General features: G+C 59.9%; 18 protein-coding genes and 1 pseudogene. 9 read left to right on the forward strand and 10 right to left on the reverse strand.

What is annotated here, in order from left to right:
- Positions 1–45: 45 nt before the first annotated feature.
- Entirely contained in the window at positions 46–801 is a 756-nt protein-coding gene (gene cysZ, locus JFU58_RS14585; protein ID WP_063033100.1) for a sulfate transporter CysZ, read from the reverse strand.
- Between the two features lie 293 nt (positions 802–1,094).
- On the opposite strand from cysZ, the gene trxB reads away from it, so the two are divergent.
- Complete coding sequence (gene trxB / locus JFU58_RS14590) at positions 1,095–2,057, forward strand: thioredoxin-disulfide reductase (protein ID WP_063033099.1); 963 nt, start codon at positions 1,095–1,097, stop codon at positions 2,055–2,057.
- A 182-nt stretch (positions 2,058–2,239) separates the two neighbouring features.
- On the opposite strand, the gene JFU58_RS14595 is transcribed toward trxB, so the two are convergent.
- From JFU58_RS14595 to JFU58_RS14620, 6 genes are read right to left on the reverse strand one after another with little or no spacing between them, the layout of a single operon-like run.
- Positions 2,240–2,581, reverse strand: a complete 342-nt coding sequence (locus tag JFU58_RS14595; protein WP_201141002.1) for a HopJ type III effector protein — start codon at positions 2,579–2,581, stop codon at positions 2,240–2,242.
- Positions 2,574–2,870: a DUF1244 domain-containing protein gene (locus JFU58_RS14600; RefSeq protein WP_063033096.1), complete on the reverse strand. Its 297-nt coding sequence runs from the start codon at positions 2,868–2,870 to the stop codon at positions 2,574–2,576. The genes JFU58_RS14595 and JFU58_RS14600 overlap by 8 nt, the downstream gene beginning before the upstream one ends.
- A 23-nt stretch (positions 2,871–2,893) precedes the next feature.
- Positions 2,894–3,265, reverse strand: coding sequence for a dihydroneopterin triphosphate 2'-epimerase (gene folX / locus JFU58_RS14605; RefSeq protein WP_003208474.1), 372 nt, complete (start codon positions 3,263–3,265; stop codon positions 2,894–2,896).
- A gap of 2 nt (positions 3,266–3,267) precedes the next feature.
- Positions 3,268–3,828, reverse strand: a complete 561-nt coding sequence (gene folE, locus JFU58_RS14610) for a GTP cyclohydrolase I FolE (protein WP_017476020.1) — start codon at positions 3,826–3,828, stop codon at positions 3,268–3,270.
- A 20-nt stretch (positions 3,829–3,848) separates the two neighbouring features.
- A complete protein-coding gene (gene folM / locus JFU58_RS14615; protein WP_201141004.1) occupies positions 3,849–4,559 on the reverse strand; it encodes a dihydromonapterin reductase in 711 nt (236 codons plus the stop codon).
- A 57-nt stretch (positions 4,560–4,616) separates the two neighbouring features.
- Complete coding sequence (locus JFU58_RS14620) at positions 4,617–5,177, reverse strand: antibiotic biosynthesis monooxygenase (RefSeq protein WP_201141006.1); 561 nt, start codon at positions 5,175–5,177, stop codon at positions 4,617–4,619.
- Between the two features lie 214 nt (positions 5,178–5,391).
- On the opposite strand from JFU58_RS14620, the gene JFU58_RS14625 reads away from it, so the two are divergent.
- Entirely contained in the window at positions 5,392–6,348 is a 957-nt protein-coding gene (locus tag JFU58_RS14625) for a MerR family transcriptional regulator (RefSeq protein ID WP_063034059.1), read from the forward strand.
- Positions 6,349–6,350: 2 nt separating this feature from the next.
- Here JFU58_RS14625 and JFU58_RS14630 read toward each other — a convergent pair whose 3' ends face one another.
- Positions 6,351–6,956 carry a hypothetical protein gene (locus tag JFU58_RS14630; protein ID WP_063033093.1) on the reverse strand — a complete coding sequence of 202 codons (606 nt, stop codon included), beginning with the start codon at positions 6,954–6,956 and terminating at the stop codon, positions 6,351–6,353.
- Positions 6,957–7,014: 58 nt separating this feature from the next.
- On the reverse strand, positions 7,015–7,482 hold the full coding sequence (locus tag JFU58_RS14635) for a PAS domain-containing protein (RefSeq protein WP_063033092.1): 468 nt from the start codon (positions 7,480–7,482) through the stop codon (positions 7,015–7,017).
- Between the two features lie 113 nt (positions 7,483–7,595).
- Between JFU58_RS14635 and JFU58_RS14640 the strand changes: the two genes are divergently transcribed.
- Complete coding sequence (locus JFU58_RS14640; RefSeq protein ID WP_003208486.1) at positions 7,596–8,051, forward strand: flavodoxin; 456 nt, start codon at positions 7,596–7,598, stop codon at positions 8,049–8,051.
- Here the strand turns inward: JFU58_RS14640 and JFU58_RS14645 are convergent.
- Positions 8,032–8,928: a LysR substrate-binding domain-containing protein gene (locus JFU58_RS14645; RefSeq protein ID WP_063033091.1), complete on the reverse strand. Its 897-nt coding sequence runs from the start codon at positions 8,926–8,928 to the stop codon at positions 8,032–8,034. The genes JFU58_RS14640 and JFU58_RS14645 overlap by 20 nt on opposite strands.
- A 99-nt stretch (positions 8,929–9,027) precedes the next feature.
- On the opposite strand from JFU58_RS14645, the gene JFU58_RS14650 reads away from it, so the two are divergent.
- From JFU58_RS14650 to JFU58_RS14675, 6 genes and pseudogenes are all read left to right on the forward strand, one after another.
- The gene (locus tag JFU58_RS14650; protein ID WP_063033090.1) at positions 9,028–9,414 is read left to right on the forward strand and encodes a CidA/LrgA family protein; all 387 of its coding nucleotides are present in this window, start codon (positions 9,028–9,030) and stop codon (positions 9,412–9,414) included.
- Positions 9,404–10,090 (forward strand): LrgB family protein, encoded by a 687-nt coding sequence (locus tag JFU58_RS14655; protein WP_093201669.1) that lies wholly within the window; start codon positions 9,404–9,406, stop codon positions 10,088–10,090. Before JFU58_RS14650 ends, JFU58_RS14655 begins: the two co-directional genes overlap by 11 nt.
- Positions 10,091–10,240: 150 nt before the next feature.
- Positions 10,241–11,023, forward strand: a complete 783-nt coding sequence (locus JFU58_RS14660) for a class II aldolase/adducin family protein (RefSeq protein WP_201141008.1) — start codon at positions 10,241–10,243, stop codon at positions 11,021–11,023.
- Positions 11,023–11,924, forward strand: a pseudogene (locus JFU58_RS14665) (alpha/beta fold hydrolase). Before JFU58_RS14660 ends, JFU58_RS14665 begins: the two are co-directional and overlap by 1 nt.
- A 308-nt stretch (positions 11,925–12,232) precedes the next feature.
- Entirely contained in the window at positions 12,233–12,406 is a 174-nt protein-coding gene (locus JFU58_RS14670) for a hypothetical protein (protein ID WP_201141010.1), read from the forward strand.
- A 457-nt stretch (positions 12,407–12,863) separates the two neighbouring features.
- Positions 12,864–13,775 (forward strand): SDR family oxidoreductase, encoded by a 912-nt coding sequence (locus tag JFU58_RS14675; RefSeq protein ID WP_201141012.1) that lies wholly within the window; start codon positions 12,864–12,866, stop codon positions 13,773–13,775.
- The last annotated feature ends 111 nt before the right edge of the window (positions 13,776–13,886 follow it).

The following is a 13,886-nucleotide window of genomic DNA, read 5'->3' on the forward strand; positions in this document are numbered from 1 at the left end:
GGCCATGTCGTCATTGTGTCTTTTGGATGATGGATTTGTGACGGCTCAGGCCTTTTTAACGGGCATGGCCTCGGCGCCCTGTTCACGCACCCAGAACAACGTCGCCCCAGCGACCGCCGCCGGCATCATCAGCAGGTTCACCACCGGCACCAGCAGCACCAGGTAAACGATCCCGCCGAAGCTCATGCTCTGCCAGCGCTTCTGGCGCAGCCAGGCGAGCATTTCGTTCCAGCCCAGCTTGTGGTTGTCTGCCGGGTAGTCGATGTACTGGATCGCCATCATCCACACGCCGAACAGCAGCCACAGCGGCGCGGCCACCAGGTTAACCACCGGGATAAACGACAGGATAAACAGACCGATGGCCCGGGGCAGGAAGTAGCCCAGTTTGCGCATTTCCCGGGCCAGGGTGCGGGGGACCATGGCCGCCAGTTCACCCCAGCTGAACGCCGGGAAATCATCGGTGCCGCGCACCACCACTTCGACCTTTTCCGACAGGAAGCCGTTGAACGGCGCGGCGATGATGTTGGCGAGCATGGTGAAGGTGAAAAACACCATCAGCACCACCAGCACCACGAATAAAGGCCACAACAGGTAATTGAGAAAGCTCAGCCAGCTCGGCAATGTCGGCATGAGTGTGTCGACCCACAGGCTGAACTGATGGCCGGCGAAGTAGATCAATCCGACGAACAGGATCAGGTTGATCGCCAGCGGCAGCAGCACGAACAGGCGCAAGCCAGGACTGAGTACCAGTTTGAGACCTTCGCGCAGGTACTGTGGGCCTGAAAGAACGGGGGCGGGCATGAATGACTCCGGGCAATGGGGGCGAACGCGCCGACCTTACCGGCTTTGGGAGTACCGGGAAAGCACGGCCCGCCTCGCGACATTAACGGTAACAAAGGTGTCGATTAATAGAGGGCACGGGATAGAGACCACCTATGAGCTGGATTGTTATTCCGTATTTCCTTAATCTTGCCTCCCTCTATACGCTGCACCCATTATTTTCAGGATCTGCGAGTTCAAGCCTTCCCCAAGTGCTTCGCGGTCCTTTTTTATTCCAGCCGTTCTGTAGTCCGGGCGGTCGATAGGAGTGAGTCATGTCTGATACCCGTCATTCGCGAGTGATTATTCTCGGTTCCGGCCCTGCCGGTTACAGCGCTGCCGTCTACGCTGCCCGGGCCAACCTCAAGCCGTTGCTGATCACCGGCATGCAAGCGGGCGGTCAGTTGACCACCACCACTGAAGTCGACAACTGGCCGGGTGACGTCCATGGCCTGACCGGCCCGGTGCTGATGGAGCGCATGAAAGAGCACGCCGAGCGTTTCGAAACCGAAATCGTGTTTGATCACATCAACGCGGTCGACTTCTCGAAAAAGCCTTACAGCCTGACCGGCGACAGCGGCGTGTACACCTGTGACGCGCTGATCATCGCCACCGGCGCCAGCGCCCGTTACCTGGGCCTGCCGTCGGAAGAAGCGTTCATGGGCAAGGGCGTTTCCGCCTGCGCGACCTGCGACGGTTTCTTCTACCGCAACAAGCCAGTGGCTGTGGTCGGTGGCGGCAACACCGCGGTGGAAGAGGCGCTGTACCTGGCCAACATCGCCAGCACCGTGACCCTGGTTCACCGCCGCGAGACCTTCCGCGCCGAGAAGATTCTGATCGACAAGCTGCATGCCCGCGTGGCCGAAGGCAAGATCATCCTCAAGCTCAACGCCACCCTGGACGAAGTCCTGGGCGACAACATGGGCGTGACTGGTGCTCGCCTGAAGAACAACGACGGCAGCTTCGACGAACTGAAAGTCGACGGCGTGTTCATCGCCATCGGCCACACCCCGAACACCTCGTTGTTCGAAGGCGTGCTGGATGCCAAAGACGGTTACCTGATCGTGCAGGGCGGCCGTGAAGGCAACGCGACGGCCACCAACATCGAAGGCATCTTCGCTGCCGGTGACGTGGCCGACCACGTCTACCGTCAGGCGATCACCTCCGCCGGTGCTGGCTGCATGGCGGCCCTGGATGCCGAGCGTTACCTCGACGGTTTGAAGGACGCTGCGTTCTAAACCGCTGAAACAAAAAAACCGGCTACGAGGCCGGTTTTTTTACGTCTGCGATTTATGCAACACCGCAGCTCAAATGTGGGAGCGGGCTTGCTCGCGAATGCGGTGTATCAGTCACCCGATGCATTGACTGACACCCTGCATTCGCGAGCAAGCCCGCTCCCACATTTTGATCTATGCCTGACTCAGGATTTGCGAGTCAGTGGCTGTGCGGTGAACTTCACACCCGCCAACCCATGCTCGATCAGCGCCCGAATGTTGCCATGGTCACTGCCTTCAGGCGTGGCCAGTACCGAACGGTAATGCTCGCCAAACGCCAACAGCGCTTCCTCATCACTCAAGCCTTCCAGCAGCGCCAGGCCCAGTGTCTTGCACGAACCTTCGTTCTGCCCGGCGGCGTTTTCCACGCTGCCGTTGGTGAAGGCTTGTGGCTGGTAGTCGTAACCGGCGGCAACAAACGCCAGGGTATCGGCAAACGCATGTTCGCCGCTGGTGAGGCTGGCGCGCAGGGTGTTCAGGTCAGTCATGGGTTTTTCCTTTGGCGAATGCCGCTTGCTGTTCGGCACTGGCTTCTTGCTGGTATTGGGCTTTCCACTCGGCGTACGGCATGCCGTACACCACTTCACGGGCGTCATCGAGGCTCAGCTCGATGTGGCGCTCGTCGGCCTCGGCCTTGTACCACTTGGACAAGCAGTTGCGGCAGAAGCCCGAGAGGTTCATCAGGTCGATGTTCTGCACATCCTTGCGGCTGTCCAGGTGGGCCACCAGCCGGCGGAAGGCGGCAGCTTCGAGTTCGAGGCGTTGTTGATCGTTCATGGTACTCACTGCAAAGGTAAGGGTTAGCGACTGGCCGCCAGGGTGATCGACACCGATTCGGCAAAACGCAACGCATGGGGTTTGTCGACTTCGACTTCGGCGTACAGCACCGACGTATTGCTCATCACCAGGTCGAGGATCTCCTGGGTCAGGCGCTCCAGCAGGGCAAAGCGGTTGCCTTCCACATGGGCGATGATCGCCTTGGTGATGGTGCGGTAGTTCAGCGCGTGGTCGATGTCGTTGTCGCGTACGGCTTCCTGGGCGGCATACAGGATGGTCAGGTTGATCAACACATCCTGCTTGTTGAGGATTTCATCCTCGTTGATTCCGATAAACGTGCGCAGGCACAGGTCTTTGACCCGGATGCGCGCCATGCCTGGCTGAAGTTGTGGCATTGCTACTTGCTCCGTCCAATCAGTTGCAGGAACTCCATGCGCGTGGTGTTCGACTCGCGGAAGGCGCCGAGCATCACCGAGGTGTTCATGGTTGAATTCTGTTTTTCGACACCGCGCATCATCATGCACATGTGCTTGGCTTCGATCACCACCGCCACACCGGATGCCTGGGTGACTTGCTGGATGGCGTCGGCGATTTCCCGCGTAAGGTTCTCCTGGATCTGCAGGCGCCTGGCGAACATGTCGACGATGCGCGCCAGCTTCGACAGGCCAAGGACCTTGCCGGTCGGAATATAGGCCACATGGGCCTTGCCGATAAAGGGCAGCAGGTGATGCTCGCACAGCGAATACAGCTCGATGTCCTTGAGGATCACCATCTCGTCGTTGTCGGAAGCGAACAGCGCACCGTTGACGATTTCCTCCAGGTTCTGCTCGTACCCATGACACAAATACTGCATGGCCTTGGCAGCGCGCTTTGGCGTGTCGATCAAACCTTCGCGCTCGGGGTCTTCACCCAGGCCCTTGAGGATCTCGCGGTAGTGGTGGGGCAGGGATAAGGTCATACAACATCCTCGCAAACGGCTTACTTGATATGCCGCCCGCCGTTGACGGTCAGGGTGGTGCCGGTGACATACGGGTTATCCAGCAGGTAACGCACGCTCTGGTAAATCACCTCGGGGCCGGGTTCGATGCCCAGTGCCGCCTTGGCCAGGACCTTGGCGCGGTAGGCCGCGTCGTCGCCCTCGTTGAACATCACCATTGCCGGGGCAATGCCGTTCACTTTGATCGTTGGTGCAAGTTGTGCGGCAAACGATAAGGTCAGGCTGTCGAGCCCGGCCTTGGTGGCGCAGTAGGCAATGTGCTGGCGGCTGCCCTTGCGGGTCACGTCATCGCTGATGTGCACGATATCCGCAGGCGTGGAGCGTTGCAGCAGGTAAGCACAATGCAGGTTGATCAGGTACGGCGCAAGCATGTGCACACTGAACATGTCGGCAAACGCGCGGGTCTCGTCGCCGGGCGTTTCTGACTCCCAGGCCGAAGCATTGTGGATGATCGCCCGCAGGCTCTGGGTGTGCGTCTTCAACTCGTCGATGAAGGCGAGAATGCCCGCCTCGCAGGAAAAGTCGGCAAACACGCCAATCGCACCGCGCTCGCGCAGGGTCTGCACGCCGGGACGTTCGCTACGGTAACTGAAAATCACCGGCTGCCCTTCGTCCAGCAGGCGCAGGGCGCAATGCAGGCCGACACGCTGGCCGGCACCGGTGATCAGGATCGGGGCGGGTGTTGAAGACATGGGAAGCTCGCGTCGCTGGCAGGCTAAAACTATACCAGCGCGCAGCCTCCCTTGTACTCAAACGGTGGCTTCGGTGGCCTTTACCCGAACCGGGGCTGGATGCAGCCAGCCGGCCAGGAGGTGGGTCGATAACGGGATGAAGAAGTAAACCATCAATGGCGTGAGCGCGAGGGTGCTGACCAACACACGGCTCAACAACCCCAACTCGCTGAGCAGCGGCTCAAGACCGAAGTTGAAGAGCAGCGACACCGGGAAAAATGCCAGCCAGATGGCCACAGCCTGCTTCCAGCGCGGCGGACGTGCGGCGGCGGCGCCAAACCAGCCGTCGATACCGCGTACGCGATGCTCCGACGGCGCAGCAAACAGCTCACTGCCGCGCCCGAGCCATGCACTACGGGATGCGGAAAACTCCCACGCATGCAGGGTCTTTTCATCGGCGAAGCGGAAAATAATCTGGAATTCATCATCGTTGGGCGGCGGGGCTAGCACGCCGGAGCCCAGGTAACCGGGAAAGTCCGTGGCCAATTGCTCGCCTTCGCGCAGCCAGGCCATCAACTCTTCGTAACGACCCTTGGCCACGCGGCGCGCAACCATCAGGGTAACGGGGGAGGTAGACATCGTATATCTCCATAAGGATCGGGTGCGCTGAACCGGGTAGGTGGCGCACGAACGAAGCTGCGGGTAAGCAGCTACGTTGAAAAAACAGGCAAGGATTATTCCTGTTTTGAAGAAATACACCAGCGGCATTGGTCGGCTGGCTGAAGACCTTGAAACGGACAGTCGTATCGGCGTTAAATGGGATCCAAGTTCCTCACAGTATATTAGTGCCCTGATGTCTGTAATGACTGCTCCATGCCCCGATATCGCCGTTGGCAAATCCGCCGATTCCGATGAGCTGTTCCCGATTCGTGAAGTGGCAAGATTGACAGGCATCAACCCTGTCACCCTGCGTGCCTGGGAGCGTCGTTATGGGCTGATACAGCCGGTTCGCACCGAAAGCGGGCATCGCCTGTATTCACGCACCGATATAGAGACCGTTCATCGCATTCTCGATTGGATCGAGCGTGGCGTGGCGGTAAGCAAAGTCGGGAAAATCCTCGCCCGCGATGATCAGCAAGCCGCTGTTGCGGCGGTTACGCCAACAGGCGCCGAGCATGAATGGAGCCAGTGGCAGCAGCAATTGCGAACGGCCGTCGGTGCCTTCGACGACCGGCAACTGGACCGGTTATATGGCCAGATATTCGCGGCTTACCCGGTCGCGGTGGTTTTCCAGGACATCCTGATGCCCCTCTGGCAGCAGTTACTGCGTCACCAGGGACTCTTTGGCCAAACCAGCGAATGGCTGTTTTTTGATGGATTCTTGCGCAGCCGTACCTGGAAACGCCTGCAAATAGGCTGCGCCTCCCCGGCGCCCCGGGTACTACTGGCCGCGATCGCCGGAGAATGCCGAGAGCTTGAACTGTTGGTCGCAGGTTTGCTGCTGAGCAGTGACGAGTTGGCGGTCAAGGTCTTGAGCGTGGGCCAGCCGATAGATGAATTGACGCTTATCTGCGAAAAAACCAAGCCACAAGCTCTTGTGGTGTTCTCCAATCATTCGCCCACCAGTGAGTTATCCCGGCGCCTTGAGCGGCTGGCCTTGACCATCGACTGCCCGCTTTTGCTAGCCGGCGATGCGGCGGAATTGGCCCAGGAGGAACTGAAGGGGTCGCCCGTCGGCTGCCTGGGGAATGAAGGGCGATTGATGCAGCGCCGCTTGCAGCAGTTTCTGCGCGGCACCCTGGATACCTGACGTCAGGCGTGGACTTCGGGATGGAACAGGCGGTGCTGCTGCAGGATAAACTGGCGCAGGCGCTCGGTTTCATCCACATCACTCTGGTTTAGGCGATAGGCGAACGACCCTCGGGAAGTTTCCCGCTCGAGGGTGCCCCGCACCGAGATACGCTCGTACCCGGACGGACTGAACCACAGGGAAAAGGTTTTTGGCGCCTTGATCCGCCCGCGAATTTCCACCAGCAACCCCTTGAACGACACCTCATGCACCCAGAGTGCACCCGGCTGGCCCTTGATATTCTCCAGCGGCACCGGCTCTTCAAGCGCCAGACGCCACGGGCGAATCATCGGCCCGTCTTCGAAAATACTCGGTACACCCAGCCGCAAATGCACGGCATGAAACTCGTCTTCCACCAATTGCAGCGGAAAGGTCATTTGCTGGTTGTCGAATTGCGCCTGGAGGGTGACATGGTCATGGGCGGCCAGTCGGGTGAGCAAATCACGAATCTGCGCACCGCCATTGACCGTCAGGCTCGACGACGCGTCCCGCACGTTGAGTTGCGGGTTATGGTGCATGGTCTGAATAAAATCCAGCTCGTCCTGCGTCAAAAGCGCGTCGCGTTGCATTGATCTTGCTCAAGAAAAAGGTATTAAAACGCCATTATCTCTTTAAAGACCGCGTTTTCTAGTTTTTGTTAGATCCGCTCGTCGACTTGAGTGCCGCAAGCTCCGCCTTGAGGTCCGCCAATTGGGCTTCAAGTTGCGCGACACGCTGCTGGGCCTTGACCTGAACGGTCACATCCTTCTGCACACCGACAAAGTAGGTCTGCTTGTCGGCCGCGTTGTAAACCGTCGATAACGACAGCTCATTCCAGAAATGCGTGCCGTCCTTGCGGTAATTGCGCAGGATTTCCCGACAGGAGCCGCCACTCTCCAACGCTTCGCGAATCGCCATCAGGCCTGGCTGGTCGCGGTCACCCGATTGCAGGAAGCGGCAATCCTGATAGAGGATTTCGTCGAGGGTGTAGCCGGTTATGCGCTCGAACGCCGGGTTTACGTAAATCAGCGGCTTGTCCTTGCCTTCACGCTCGGCGACCACGATGCCGTCGTTGGAAGCGTTGATCACCAGTTGCATCAGCTTGGCGTTAATCATTTAGCGGTCCATGGCTTGTCTTGGGAATTTGCAGTTTAAGACATGCCAGCAGCCTGTCCACTTACCCTAGCTGTTAATATCCCAGGCTTTTAGTCAGCTACAGGATCAGATTGATGAAAGTCGCCATCCTTTCCGGCTCGGTGTACGGCACGGCTGAAGAAGTCGCCCGTCACGCTGCAAGCATCCTCAACGCTGCGGGTTTTGACGCCTGGCACAACCCGCGCGCCACCCTGGCCGATGTGCAGGGTTTTGCCCCCGAGGCCTTTTTAGCCGTGACCTCCACCACCGGCATGGGCGAACTGCCCGATAACCTGCAACCGCTGTATTCGACCATTCGCGACCAACTGCCGGCTGCCTGGCGCGGTCTGCCGGGCGCAGTGATCGGCCTGGGCGACGCCAGCTATGGCGACACCTTCTGTGGCGGCGGCGAGCAAATGCGCGAGCTGTTTGCCGAGTTGGGTGTGCACGAAGTGCTGCCGATGCTGCGCCTGGACGCCAGCGAAAGCGTGACCCCGGAAGCTGACGCCGAGCCGTGGCTGGCCGAGTTGGTTACTGCACTGCGCGGTTGACCGGAAACTCGCGTAACAACGCCAGCCAGGCCTGGGCGGCTTTCGACAGATAGGCGCCCTCACGCCAGATAAAGGCAATGTCCCAGCGCAGGTATTCCGGCGCCTTGAGCGTCAGGCGCACCACCCCGGGCCGCACCAGGCCTCGGGCTACTACGCTGGGCAGCAACACCACGCCCTGGCCGGCGGCCACCAGGGCCGCGAGGAAATCCGCCTGGCCGCTGCGGCCACTTTCTTTCGGGGTAAAGCCCAGTTGCTGACAGGCCTGTAGCAGGCGGTCGTTCAATACAAAGCTGCGCTGGTACATCAGGAACGGCGTGTCGGCCAGTTCTTCCAGGCGGATGTGCGCGTTGTCGGCCAACGGATGGTCCATGGGCAGCAGGGCGTCCAGTGGCTCATCGCAGAATGCCTGCCAGGCGAACGCCGGATCGCTGGGCATCAGGCTGCCGCCCACCTCCAGTTCTCCACTCAGAATCGCCTGCTCGATATTGCGGCTGCCGCCTTCCAGCAACTGAATGGTGACATTCGGATAACGCCGTCGGTACTCGGCAAACAAGCCGGCAAACAGCGTGTCACCGCCCAACTGCGGCAAGCCCATGCGCAGTTCGCCACGGGTCAGTTGATTCAAGTCGTCCAGCTCACTGAGCAGCTCGGCTTGCTGGCGCAGCATCGCTTCTGCCCGCTGCAACACCACTTGGCCGGCCGCCGTCAGGCGAATCTGCGAACCCAGGCGATCCAGCAGGGGCGTGCCCAGGCTTTGCTCCAGTTGTGCCACCTGCTTGCTGACCGCGGACTGGCTGATGTGCAGGGTTTTGCCGGCTTGGGTAAAACCGCCCCGGTGGATCACTTCAACAAAACTGCGCAGCTGTTTGAATTCCATTCACATGATTCCAGTTTGGAATAGATTGCAGTCTAACAATTCGCTGTGGGGATGCCAGGGGCCTCTTTAAAATGGGCGCCCTGGGAGGACCCAAAGCTCATGAAACGTTTCACCTTCAAATTCGTCGGTCGGTTGCTGGCTGAACTGATCGTCCTGCTGGCCACTTACTTTCTGGGCTGCCAACTGGCGGCCTGGCTGAGCTGGCCTATTCCCGGTGGTGTGATCGGCCTGGGCCTGTTGCTGCTGACCTTCGCCACTGGCCTGGTCAAGCCGGCGGCCCTGCAATTGGGCGCCGGTGTGTTGATGGCGGAGATGCTGCTGTTCTTCATTCCTGCGTTGATGAGCCTCTTGGACTACGGCGGCCTGGTAAAGCACGACGGCTGGAGGATCATGCTGGTGATCGGTTTCAGCACTTTGTCGGTAATGCTGGTGACGGCGTTTACCGTGGAATTCGTCTGCCGCTGGAAGCTGCGCCATGAAGCTTGAGCTGATGCCTATTTTCTGGCTGGCGCTGACCCTGGGTGCCTACGGATTCAGCCGCTGGATCTACCGGCGCACCGGGCGTTACCTGTTGTCGCCGCTGATCCTGGTGCCTGCGCTGTTACTGGCGGTGGCGGTTCCGATGAAAACCGCCTACGCCGAATACTCCACCGACACCCACTGGCTGATGCTGGTGCTGGGCCCGGTGACTGTGGCGTTCGCCATTCCGATCTGGCAACAGCGTCAGCTGCTGATGCGCCATTGGTCAGCGTTGTTGCTGGGGATGGTGGCGGGCAGCGCAGCGTCCATCGCCACTTCGTATGGCCTGGCCAAGGCCCTCGCTCTCGACAGCTCGGTGACGATGTCCTTGGTGCCCCGTTCGATCACCACGCCGTTCGCCATGCCGGTGTCTTCCGACCTGGGTGGCGTGCCGGAGCTGACGGCCGTATTCGTGATGTTCACCGGAGTGTTCGGCGCCATGCTCGGCGGTGTACTGCTCAAGTGGCTGCCGTTGCGCACGCCATTGGCTCGCGGCGCGTTGTTCGGCGTGGGCGCTCATGGCGCGGGTGTCAGCCGCGCCCATGAGGTGGGTGGCGAGGAGGGCTCGGTGGCGGGCCTGGTGATGGTGCTGACCGGGTTGCTCAACCTGTTTGCCGCGCCTTTATTGGCGTCGCTTCTCTGACACGCATTGAGCAAATTCGAACTATTCTCAGGACTGACCCGCTCGGTCATCAAGGTGGCTGCCAATGCAACTACGGCAGCCTCGGCGTCTGACTAGACTGGCCCTTCACTCAAAAAAATAATAAGAAAACGCGCCAAGGAGGTCATTGCCGTGAGCCTAGCCACTGTTCAATCGACACACAGCGTAAAAGATCAGGTCAGCGTTGCCGAATGGCAGACCCGCGTCGACCTCGCCGCGTGCTACCGACTGGTGGCGATGCACGGTTGGGATGACCTGATTTTCACCCATATCTCGGCCAAGGTGCCGGGCACCGAAGACTTCCTGATCAACCCTTATGGGCTGATGTTCCACGAGATCACCGCGTCGAGCCTGGTGAAGGTCGACCAGGCCGGCAACAAGCTGATGGACAGCCCGTACGAGGTCAACCCGGCGGGCTACACCATCCACAGCGCGGTACACGAAGTTCGCCACGACGTGGTCTGCGTGCTGCACACCCACACCGCTTCTGGTATCGCTGTCTCCGCACAGAAGCAAGGCGTGTTGCCCATCAGCCAGCAATCCTTGTTTGTGCTGTCCAGCCTGGCCTACCACGTCTACGAAGGGGTGGCGCTGAACCACGAGGAAAAGGCCCGCTTGCAGGCTGACCTTGGCGAAAACAATTTCCTGATGCTGCACAACCACGGCCTGCTGACCTGTGGCCCCAGCATCGCCGATACGTTCCTGATGATGTTCATCTTCCAGCGCACCTGCGATATCCAGGTGATGGCGCAGAACGGTGGCGCAGAATTGATCACGATTGCACCACAGATATTGGCCGGTGCCCGGGCGATGATCGCCGGGGTCACCAAAAGCGCTCAGGGTATGGGCGGCGCACTGGCCTGGCCGGCGCTGCTGCGCAAACTGGACGCACTCGACCCCGGGTATAAAAGCTGATGCCACTCGCCGAGATCCCGCTGCGCATCTGGCGCCAGCGCGCCCAGAGCTTTGAGTTTCGCGGCCGCACCATTCGGTACTGGGTGGCGGGGCAGGGCGAGCCGTTGCTGCTGATTCATGGTTTTCCCACGGCCAGTTGGGATTGGCACTACCTCTGGCAGCCGTTGGCCCAGCGCTATCAAGTGATTGCCTGCGACATGTTGGGGTTTGGCGATTCGGCCAAGCCGCTGGATCACACCTATTGCCTGCTGGAACAGGCGGATTTACAGCAGGCTTTGCTGGAGCATCTTTGGGTACAGCAGTCGGTGCATGTGCTGGCCCATGATTACGGTGACAGTGTTGCGCAGGAGCTGTTGGCGCGGCATTACGAAGGGCGCTTTCAGATGGCCAGCGGAGTGTTTCTCAACGGTGGGTTGTTTCCGGAGACGCATCGTCCGGCGTTGGTTCAGAAGCTGTTGCTGAGCCCGTTGGGGTGGATGATCGGACGGGCGTTTGGGCGTAATGCGCTGGCCAACAGTTTCGGGCAGATTTTTGGGCCTTCGACCCGGCCCAGTGAAAGTGCGCTGGATGATTTTTGGAGCTTGATCGAGAGCCAGGATGGGCCGCGGATTTTGCACAAGTTGATTGCGTATATTCCTCAGCGTCGGCGGCAGCGGGACCGCTGGGTGGCAGCGATGCAGCGGGGGAGGTGCCGTTGCGGGTGATCGATGGCGAAGTTGATCCCATTTCTGGTGGGCATATGGTTCAGCGCTATCGTGAACTGGTGCCGCATGCGGATACGGTGTTGCTCGCGAATATTGGGCACTATCCGCAGATTGAGGCGCCGGTGCAGGTATTGAAGCATTATCTGGCGTTTCGGGAGGGGCTTGGGGTGGGGGCTTCTCGGGTGGCTTATTCTTGATTGGGGTTGAGTACATATCCGTTATTTAGGTAACGGCCGCTTACGGTTCCGCTCTTACAGCGGCTCACTTTGGAAAAGCCCCAAAGTAAGCAAAGGGCTCTGCCCCGCCTGTCGGCACCTCGCCTAGGCTCGGTGTTCCCTCACTCCGGCATTGCTCCGCGGGCCGCCGCGACGGGCCATCCATGGCCCGGCGCGGCTAAACCGGCGTCCTGCCGGTTTACCCGCTCCGCAATACCTGCGTTCGGCCTCGGGCTTATTGGGGCAGTCAGATCAAAATCAAAAGCACAGCGGCCTACAGGCCGGCTTGAGTGTTAAAAGCAAAAGCAAAAGCAAAAGCAAAGACCAAAGCGAAAGCAAAGCTGCTTTTCTGTGGGAGCTGGCTTGCCTGCGATGCAGACACCTCGGTGCATCAGGTACACCCAGTTGATGCCATCGCAGGCAAGCCAGCTCCCACATTTGACCGTGCCCGCTTTAGCTTTTGATTTGGCTTTTAAACACTCAAGCCGGCCGGTAGCCGCTGTGCTCTTGCTGTTGATCTTGATCTTGATCTTAGGCGCCCCGTTAAACCACGCTGGCCGAACGCAGGCTTTGGAGCGTGGGTAACCCGGCAGGACGCCGGGTTAGCCGCGCTGGGCCAAGGATGGCCCATCGCGGCGGCCCACGGTCCAAAGCCGGAGTGAGCACACCGAGCCTAGGCGAGGTGCCGAGTGGTGGGGCAAGAGCGTTTTGCTTACTTTTGCGCTTTTCAAAAGTGAGCCGCTGTAAGAGCGGAACCCTAAGCGGCCGTTACCGCAGCAACGGATATGTACCCCATCTACCCCACACCAATCATCCCCCAGCCTTATCGCGCACCATTCACCCCCAACCGTATTTATTGTGACCGCAAGCCCCGTGCCTGACACTCAACTCATCCACCCCTAACCGCCCCTGGAGTCCCCAATGAGTGAGCCTGTGCAGTTCCAAGACAAGGTCGTGATCGTCACCGGTGCCGGCGGCGGATTAGGCCGCGCCCATGCACTGCTGTTCGCCAAACACGGCGCCAAAGTGCTGGTCAACGATCTTGGCGGCTCAACCCAGGGCGAAGGCGCCAACGCCTCGGCGGCCGACCGCGTCGTCGCCGAAATCCGCGAGGCCGGCGGTATCGCCGAAGCCAACCACGACTCCGTCACCGACGGCGACAAAATCGTCCAGAACGCCCTCGACGCCTTCGGCCGCATCGACGTCGTCGTCAACAATGCCGGCATCCTGCGGGACAAAACCTTCCACAAAATGGAAGACAGCGACTGGGACCTGGTCTACCGCGTACACGTCGAAGGCGCCTACAAAGTCACTCGCGCCGCGTGGCCCCACCTGCGCGAACAAGCCTATGGCCGGGTAATCTTCACCGCCTCGACCTCAGGCATCTACGGCAACTTCGGCCAGTCCAACTACGGCATGGCCAAGCTCGGCTTGTACGGCTTGACCCGAACCCTGGCGCTGGAAGGCCGCAAGAACAACATCTTGGTCAACGCCATCGCGCCCACCGGTGGCACACGCATGACCGAAGGCCTGATCCCGCCGCAAGTCTTCGAACGCCTCAAGCCGGAATTGATCAGCCCGCTGGTGGTGTACCTGGGCAGCGAGGCATGTCAGGAAACTTCCGGGCTGTTCGAGGTGGGCGGTGGCTGGATTGGCAAGACCCGCTGGCAGCGCAGCCTGGGTGTTGGCTTCGACCCTGAGGCAGGGTTCTCGCCGGATGACGTCGCCGCCCACTGGCAGCAAATCTGCGACTTCGACGGGGCCGCTCACCCCAAGGACAACATCGAAGCCTTGAAAGAGATGATGGCCAATCTGCAGAAATACAGCCTGTGATCGTTGCATGAAAAAGTTTTAATCAACTGGGGCGCCATGGCGCCCCGGTTTATTTCAGGCATAAAAAAAGCCGCTGCAAAGGCAGCGGCTGAAGTAAGACGTTTGATCAAG

The sequence above is a fragment of the Pseudomonas sp. TH34 genome (assembly GCF_016650865.1).
Taxonomy (GTDB): domain Bacteria; phylum Pseudomonadota; class Gammaproteobacteria; order Pseudomonadales; family Pseudomonadaceae; genus Aquipseudomonas; species Aquipseudomonas yamanorum.

Bases quoted from the DNA above. Each gene is read 5' to 3' on its own strand.
- JFU58_RS14650 (WP_063033090.1), top strand. From the start codon at position 9,028: ATGAAACGTTTCACCTTCAAATTCGTCGGTCGGTTGCTGGCTGAACTG.
- folE (WP_017476020.1), bottom strand. From the start codon at position 3,828: ATGACCTTATCCCTGCCCCACCACTACCGCGAGATCCTCAAGGGCCTG.
- JFU58_RS14645 (WP_063033091.1), bottom strand. From the start codon at position 8,928: ATGGAATTCAAACAGCTGCGCAGTTTTGTTGAAGTGATCCACCGGGGC.
- JFU58_RS14675 (WP_201141012.1), top strand. From the start codon at position 12,864: ATGAGTGAGCCTGTGCAGTTCCAAGACAAGGTCGTGATCGTCACCGGT.
- JFU58_RS14625 (WP_063034059.1), top strand. From the start codon at position 5,392: ATGTCTGTAATGACTGCTCCATGCCCCGATATCGCCGTTGGCAAATCC.
- folM (WP_201141004.1), bottom strand. From the start codon at position 4,559: ATGTCTTCAACACCCGCCCCGATCCTGATCACCGGTGCCGGCCAGCGT.
- JFU58_RS14655 (WP_093201669.1), top strand. From the start codon at position 9,404: ATGAAGCTTGAGCTGATGCCTATTTTCTGGCTGGCGCTGACCCTGGGT.
- JFU58_RS14600 (WP_063033096.1), bottom strand. From the start codon at position 2,870: ATGAACGATCAACAACGCCTCGAACTCGAAGCTGCCGCCTTCCGCCGG.
- JFU58_RS14620 (WP_201141006.1), bottom strand. From the start codon at position 5,177: ATGTCTACCTCCCCCGTTACCCTGATGGTTGCGCGCCGCGTGGCCAAG.
- trxB (WP_063033099.1), top strand. From the start codon at position 1,095: ATGTCTGATACCCGTCATTCGCGAGTGATTATTCTCGGTTCCGGCCCT.
- JFU58_RS14630 (WP_063033093.1), bottom strand. From the start codon at position 6,956: ATGCAACGCGACGCGCTTTTGACGCAGGACGAGCTGGATTTTATTCAG.
- JFU58_RS14635 (WP_063033092.1), bottom strand. From the start codon at position 7,482: ATGATTAACGCCAAGCTGATGCAACTGGTGATCAACGCTTCCAACGAC.
- JFU58_RS14640 (WP_003208486.1), top strand. From the start codon at position 7,596: ATGAAAGTCGCCATCCTTTCCGGCTCGGTGTACGGCACGGCTGAAGAA.
- JFU58_RS14595 (WP_201141002.1), bottom strand. From the start codon at position 2,581: ATGACTGACCTGAACACCCTGCGCGCCAGCCTCACCAGCGGCGAACAT.
- folX (WP_003208474.1), bottom strand. From the start codon at position 3,265: ATGCCACAACTTCAGCCAGGCATGGCGCGCATCCGGGTCAAAGACCTG.
- cysZ (WP_063033100.1), bottom strand. From the start codon at position 801: ATGCCCGCCCCCGTTCTTTCAGGCCCACAGTACCTGCGCGAAGGTCTC.